Origin of the sequence: Mesorhizobium sp. M7A.F.Ca.CA.004.06.1.1, assembly GCF_003999135.1 — a bacterium.
Taxonomy (GTDB): Bacteria; Pseudomonadota; Alphaproteobacteria; order Rhizobiales; family Rhizobiaceae; genus Mesorhizobium.
The window spans coordinates 1-5,448 of the sequence record NZ_RZPQ01000394.1 but is presented as its reverse complement, the minus strand read 5'-3'; the positions used below and the strand labels follow the sequence as shown (position 1 = coordinate 5,448).

The 5,448-nt window shown below is 62.3% G+C and carries 7 protein-coding genes; 4 read left to right on the top strand and 3 right to left on the bottom strand.

Annotation, left to right across the window (positions count from 1 at the left end; translation table 11 throughout):
• Window positions 1-42: 42 nt before the first annotated feature.
• Window positions 43-285 (bottom strand): hypothetical protein, encoded by a 243-nt coding sequence (locus tag EN906_RS21480; protein WP_127269195.1) that lies wholly within the window; start codon window positions 283-285, stop codon window positions 43-45.
• Window positions 286-565: 280 nt separating this feature from the next.
• On the opposite strand from EN906_RS21480, the gene EN906_RS21475 reads away from it, so the two are divergent.
• Window positions 566-883 carry a hypothetical protein gene (locus EN906_RS21475; protein ID WP_127269194.1) on the top strand — a complete coding sequence of 106 codons (318 nt, stop codon included), beginning with the start codon at window positions 566-568 and terminating at the stop codon, window positions 881-883.
• A gap of 103 nt (window positions 884-986) precedes the next feature.
• On the opposite strand, the gene EN906_RS21470 is transcribed toward EN906_RS21475, so the two are convergent.
• Window positions 987-1,856, bottom strand: a complete 870-nt coding sequence (locus EN906_RS21470; RefSeq protein ID WP_127271143.1) for an NmrA/HSCARG family protein — start codon at window positions 1,854-1,856, stop codon at window positions 987-989.
• A gap of 103 nt (window positions 1,857-1,959) precedes the next feature.
• Between EN906_RS21470 and EN906_RS21465 the strand changes: the two genes are divergently transcribed.
• The 3 genes from EN906_RS21465 (at window position 1,960) to EN906_RS21450 (ending at window position 4,588) form a co-directional block, all read left to right on the top strand.
• Entirely contained in the window at window positions 1,960-2,844 is an 885-nt protein-coding gene (locus EN906_RS21465) for a LysR family transcriptional regulator (protein ID WP_127270566.1), read from the top strand.
• A gap of 424 nt (window positions 2,845-3,268) precedes the next feature.
• The gene (locus EN906_RS21455; protein WP_127270567.1) at window positions 3,269-3,457 is read left to right on the top strand and encodes a hypothetical protein; all 189 of its coding nucleotides are present in this window, start codon (window positions 3,269-3,271) and stop codon (window positions 3,455-3,457) included.
• Between the two features lie 129 nt (window positions 3,458-3,586).
• Entirely contained in the window at window positions 3,587-4,588 is a 1,002-nt protein-coding gene (locus EN906_RS21450; protein ID WP_127270568.1) for an aldo/keto reductase, read from the top strand.
• A gap of 101 nt (window positions 4,589-4,689) precedes the next feature.
• Here the strand turns inward: EN906_RS21450 and EN906_RS21445 are convergent, their stop codons facing one another.
• Window positions 4,690-5,337, bottom strand: coding sequence for a glutathione S-transferase family protein (locus EN906_RS21445; RefSeq protein WP_127271145.1), 648 nt, complete (start codon window positions 5,335-5,337; stop codon window positions 4,690-4,692).
• Window positions 5,338-5,448: the final 111 nt, after the last annotated feature.

The window sequence follows — 5,448 nt, the reverse complement described above, 5'->3', positions numbered from 1 at the left end:
CCGGCCTGCGGGACCAGGGCGGCTCAGGCACGGTGAACCGCCCTACTCCTTGCCGCCGTCGGAAATGCCGTTGCCGCCGGCGGTTGGCAGGATGCCGAAGTCTTGCGACTTCGTCCCTTGCTCCGCCGTCAGGAAGCCATCCGAGGCAAGACCGCGCCGCAGCAATTCCCTCACGGCGGCCGAACGGCTCGGCATGCGCTTGTCGAAGCGCCAGTTTTCCAGCGCCGCCAGTTCGTCTGACGTCAGCATGATCTGCAACCGTTCCGGGCGTTCCAGTTCAGTCATCGCGCTTCCCTCGCTCAGCACCACAAATACGTAGAATGAGTATTCAACTCACTTACCGCATAATTAGGAAGCCGCTCCTAGCGCGTCAAGACCTCGCGATGGGTGAACTGCTTCTCATGCTCAAGATGAGTCTCATGGGTATTCGGCGTAAGGCGCACACTTGCATAACTATTGTAACTACCTGATTTGTTTAGATATTTTTTAATTCGTGACTTGCCAAGACGAAGCCTCTGCCGCATTGTGCAACCTCAACGAAAACCGGTCCCCTTGGGAGGTTTCGATGCGGTATGATTACTCGGCGCGACTACGCGATGACGTCCGTTCAGCAGTCCAGGTCGCCTTCAGGAAGACCGGCATCGTCAGCATCACGGCGGTGGCGGAGCATGTAAGGGTCAGGAATCTGGCCGAAAACGTCGCCCTCGAGGACGTCGAATACCTTGTCTTCCAGGCAGCCCAGCTGATTGGCGCGGCAATTGAATTCGACGGGCTCACCAATTTCGACGGCGTAGCTGGTCTGTTCGTGGATGGCCTCGGTGGCGACGATGGTGAGCGCGTCAACGCCCAACTCGACAGACCTGGTGAGGCCACCCTGCAGTAAGGCAATTCCGGCTGAACGCGCATTTGTCCCGTGCCAGTCAAGGCGGCCTCCTCAAAGGGCCGCCCTGCTGTTTCCGTACCTTGGTGATGACCAGAGCAGTTCCTCAGGCGGAGCCGGCGATTTGTGAGGCGAAGTCGCGATAGGGACGCAACGGGCGGCCGAGAAGCGCGGTCAGGCGCTCGACGTCGCCGGCCTCGGGCAGCATGCCGTCGGTCAGGAACCGTTCGCCCATCAAGCGCATATCGTACGCCATCCAGGCAGGCAGGAACTGCTTGAGATTCTGCTCGAAACCTTCGGTGTTGTCGCCGCCGTAGCTGATCGGGCGGGCGAGCACGTCGGACCAGATGGCCGCGATATCCGTTCCCGTCAGTGTCTGCGGACCGACGAGATTGATCCGCTCGAGCGCAAGCGGCTCTGCGGACCGTTCGCGACGCAGCAACTCGAGAGCGGCGATCTCGGCGATATCACGCACATCGATCATGGCGAGACCCTTGACGCCGATCGGCATCGTGTAGGTGCCGTAGCCGGTGATCACGTCTTCGATCATCAGGTCGTTCTGGATGAAATAGGCCGGACGCAGGATCGTAGCCTTGAAGCCCATCTGCTCGATCATTCGCTCGACGCCGAACTTGCCGGCGAAATGCGGCACGTTCACATAGACGTCGGCATGGATCACCGAGAGATAGACAATCCGCTCGATGCCCGCCGATCGGGCGACGTTCAAGGCGACCAAAGCCTGGGTGAATTCGTCCGGCACCACCGCGTTCAAGAGGAACAGGGTGGAAACACCGGACATGGCTTTGCGCAGCGAATCGACATCGAGGAAGTCGCCTTGCGCGACCGATACGCCCGCCGGGAAGCTGGCTTTCGACGGGTCGCGGACGAGAGCACGGACGTCGGCGCCGCGCTTGACGAGGTGCTCGACGACTTGGCGGCCAACATTGCCTGTGGCGCCGGTAACGAGGATGGTCATGGAATTTCTCCTGTTGGGTTGCTTGACAGGCCCAATATGTGTGGCTCACAAACATTCAAATAGGCGAAAATTTTAGACGTACCGTCTCACTGGTGGAACACTCATGGATCTTCTGGCCCTGACCGATTTCAACCTCGTTGCCCGCCATGGCGGTTTCGGCAAAGCGGCAAGGGCCACCGGCCGGCCCAAGGCAACGCTGTCCCGGCGGGTTGGAGACTTGGAGAGCAGCCTTGACCTGCGCCTGTTTGAACGGGGTGCGCGTAACCTGAAGCTCACCGAGGAAGGACGGGCGCTTTTCGAGCGGACGGGGGCGTTGCTTGCCGAACTGGACGAGACGGCCGCGGCGATCGCCTCGGGCGGTCAAAGACCCAAGGGCAGATTGCGTATCAGCGCGCCCCTGCTTTTTTCTCAGACCGCGATGGGGAGGATCGCCGCGGGATTTGCCCTCAAATTTCCGGAGGTGAGGCTGGAGGTCACGACGGAGGACCGGGCTGTGGACATGATCGAGGAAGGCTACGACCTGGTAATCCGGGTCAACCCGGATCCCGACGAAAGCCTGGTCGGACGGGCGTTTCTCCGCGACCGGCTGGTCGTCGTGGCGAGCCCTGACCTTCCTCGCACCGGTGGTCCGGCCCCTGGCGTTGCGCGCGGGACAGGCGAACGGCAAATATGGCACGTGAAGACAGAGGCTGGCCGGTCGGCGATAAAAATCGAGCCGGTCCTCGCTTTGGGAACGCTCATTATGGTGCGCGATGCGGTGCGAGCGGGGGTCGGGGCAGCACGTCTTCCCATTTCGTTGGTGGCCCACGATTTGGCTGACGGCACACTGGTGAATTGGGGAGACATTGACGGCCCTGAGATCGCTCTGTGGACGCTCTACCCGTCCCGGCGGCTGCTCAGCCCGCGCGTGTCGGCTTTCCTGGACTTTCTGAAACAGGCCTTCCCGAACGGGACGCCGGACGAACTGGCCGCCTATATCGGCAGGTGATGCCCGGCCGCTTTCAGCGCACTGGGAGCCTGGGCAGCGTCACGTCACCTGCCAGCCTGCTTGGCAGAACATGCCGCGACCTCCGATCCACTCCTCGACAGAACCCGGCAAACAGGCCGATCGCGCCGGCAGGCGCCGTTTCGCGAACGATTGTTTTCGGTGTGGAACAAACTGGGTGCATAGAGGTTTTGGCCTCGCCGCACTCAGGAGGACGTGGTGAAGGCTCTGCGCAGTCTCCTTGCCGAACTGTCATCCAACTGGCTCAGGCGCCGCAAGGCGCAAGCGTCCAACACCGCTGGGAATGCCAAAGCCACGCCCAGCGTTGCGCCGCAGGCGTCAAACCAGCGTGCCGCTCATAGGCCCAAGCCTCCGTCCACCCGCGATGTCGCCTCCAACATGTGAGCGAGCTGCAAAGGCCATCATGATGCTGAATCGCCTGACTACGGATCCACTTCTCCGCCTTTTCATCGGTATAATTGCCGGCACATTGGTTGGAGGCGGTGTCGGCGAAGTGGTCGGCAACCATATCACAGCCGATCTCCTTGTCGGCGCATCCGTGGGCGCTTTTGTCGGCGCCGCGATTGCCGGAGTGATCCTGGCCGTCGAAGAATAGCGCCGCCGCATGGTGAGCAGCCATGGGGCGGCCGCGTCGTCTTCAAGCCATCGACATGCGGCCGAACACCCTGTGGGAATTGAGCGATCGGCTGCTATAATTCCTGGACCTTCCCGGAGAACGCCTGCCATGACCCTGAAAACACGCAAGCTCGGCAGCCAGGGGCTGCAGGTCTCGGCCATCGGCCTCGGCTGCATGGGCATGAGCCAGTCCTACGGCCCGGCCGACGAGGCCGAATCCATCGCCACGCTGCACCGCGCCATCGAACTCGGCTGCACCTTCCTCGACACCGCCGAGGTCTATGGCCCGTATACCAACGAGGCATTGCTCGGCCGGGCGTTGAAGGGCAAGCGCGGCCAGGTGACGATCGCCACCAAATTCGGCTTCCGCATCGAAAACGGCAAGCAGGCTGGAACCGACAGCCGGCCCGAGCATATTCGTGAGGTCGTGGAAGCCTCGCTCGGCCGCCTCGGAACCGACCATATCGACCTGCTCTACCAGCACCGCGTCGACCCGGCGGTGCCGATGGAGGATGTCGCGGGCGCCGTCGGCGAACTCGTCGCGCAAGGCAAGGTGCGCTTCTTCGGCCTGTCGGAGGCCGGCGCGGCCAACATCCGCCGGGCGCATGCCGCGCACCCGGTGTCAGCGGTGCAGAGCGAGTATTCGCTGTGGGAGCGCAATCTGGAGCCGGAGATCATCCCGCTGCTTGGCGAACTCGGCATCGGCCTGGTGCCGTTCTCGCCGCTCGGCCGAGGTTTTCTCACCGGCCAGGTCAAGCGCGCGGAAGACTATCCCGACGGCGATTATCGCCGCAACGACCCGCGCTACCAGGGCGAAAACTACGGCGCCAATGTCGAGGCGGCCGCCAAGGTGAGCGACATCGCCGCTGCCCGCGGCGTCAAGCCCGGCCAGGTCGCGCTGGCATGGCTGCTGGCGAAGGGCGACGGCTTTGGCATCGACATCGTGCCGATCCCCGGCACCAAGCGCACAAAATACTTGGGAGAGAACGTCGCCGCCGCCGCGATCAAACTCGATGCCGCCGAGATGGCCGCGCTCGACGAAGCGCTTGCGCCGGGGAAAATCTCCGGCCCGCGCTACACCGAGCGGGGCATGGCGATGGTCGACCGGTAGGGGGCGCCGCCCGTCTCGCTCTGAGGGCAATGCTCTCGCTCAACTCTTCGGCGGCAGCTGATGTCAAATCGGCTGTCGGCTCGGCTTTATCAGCCAATGTTTCAGCTGGCCGGTGGAGCGTTGATCGCAAATTGCGCGGCGAAAGCCCTGATGTAAGCAGGCCGAGCTTCACCGCGCGCTACATATGCAGCAAGGTTTTGATATTCGTCCAAAATGCCCGACATTCTTAGTCGCAGCAGCACCGATACCATCAACAGATCGCCCGCGCTGAATGCATCGTCGAGCCACTCGGCGGCGTCCAGACGAGCCGAGAGCCTGTCGAGACAGGCGCGAACACGATCCTTCACCAATGGCAAACGCTCCTCGCTCCAGGGCTTGTCAGCTTCGAATATCTTTGCCGTCGTTAATTCGAGGATCGGCGGCTCGACTGTGTTAAGTGCGGCAAACATCCACGTGATCGCACGCGCGCGGGCATCGCGATCGCCGGGCAGCAGGCCCGCGTGCTGCTCGGCAAGGTGAAGGATGATCGAGCCGGTCTCGAACAGTGAGAGAGAACCCTCCTCGTAGGTGGGGATCTGGCCGAAGGGATGGAGGGCCAGATGGTCCGGCGCCTTCATCTGCGCGAAGGAAACAAACCGAACCTCATAAGGCAGCCCTACCTCTTCGAGCGCCCAGCGAACGCGCGTATCGCGCGCCAGTCCCTTGCCGCGATCGGGCGATCGCTCAAATGCCGTGATGGTGATTGTCATCGCATCGTTCCTGATTGGGCGAATTCTTCGGCTCCCTATCGTGAAGACGAATGGGCCTCCCGGAAATCGACATCGGTGTGAACTATTTTCCGCAATTCGTGCCTGGCTTGT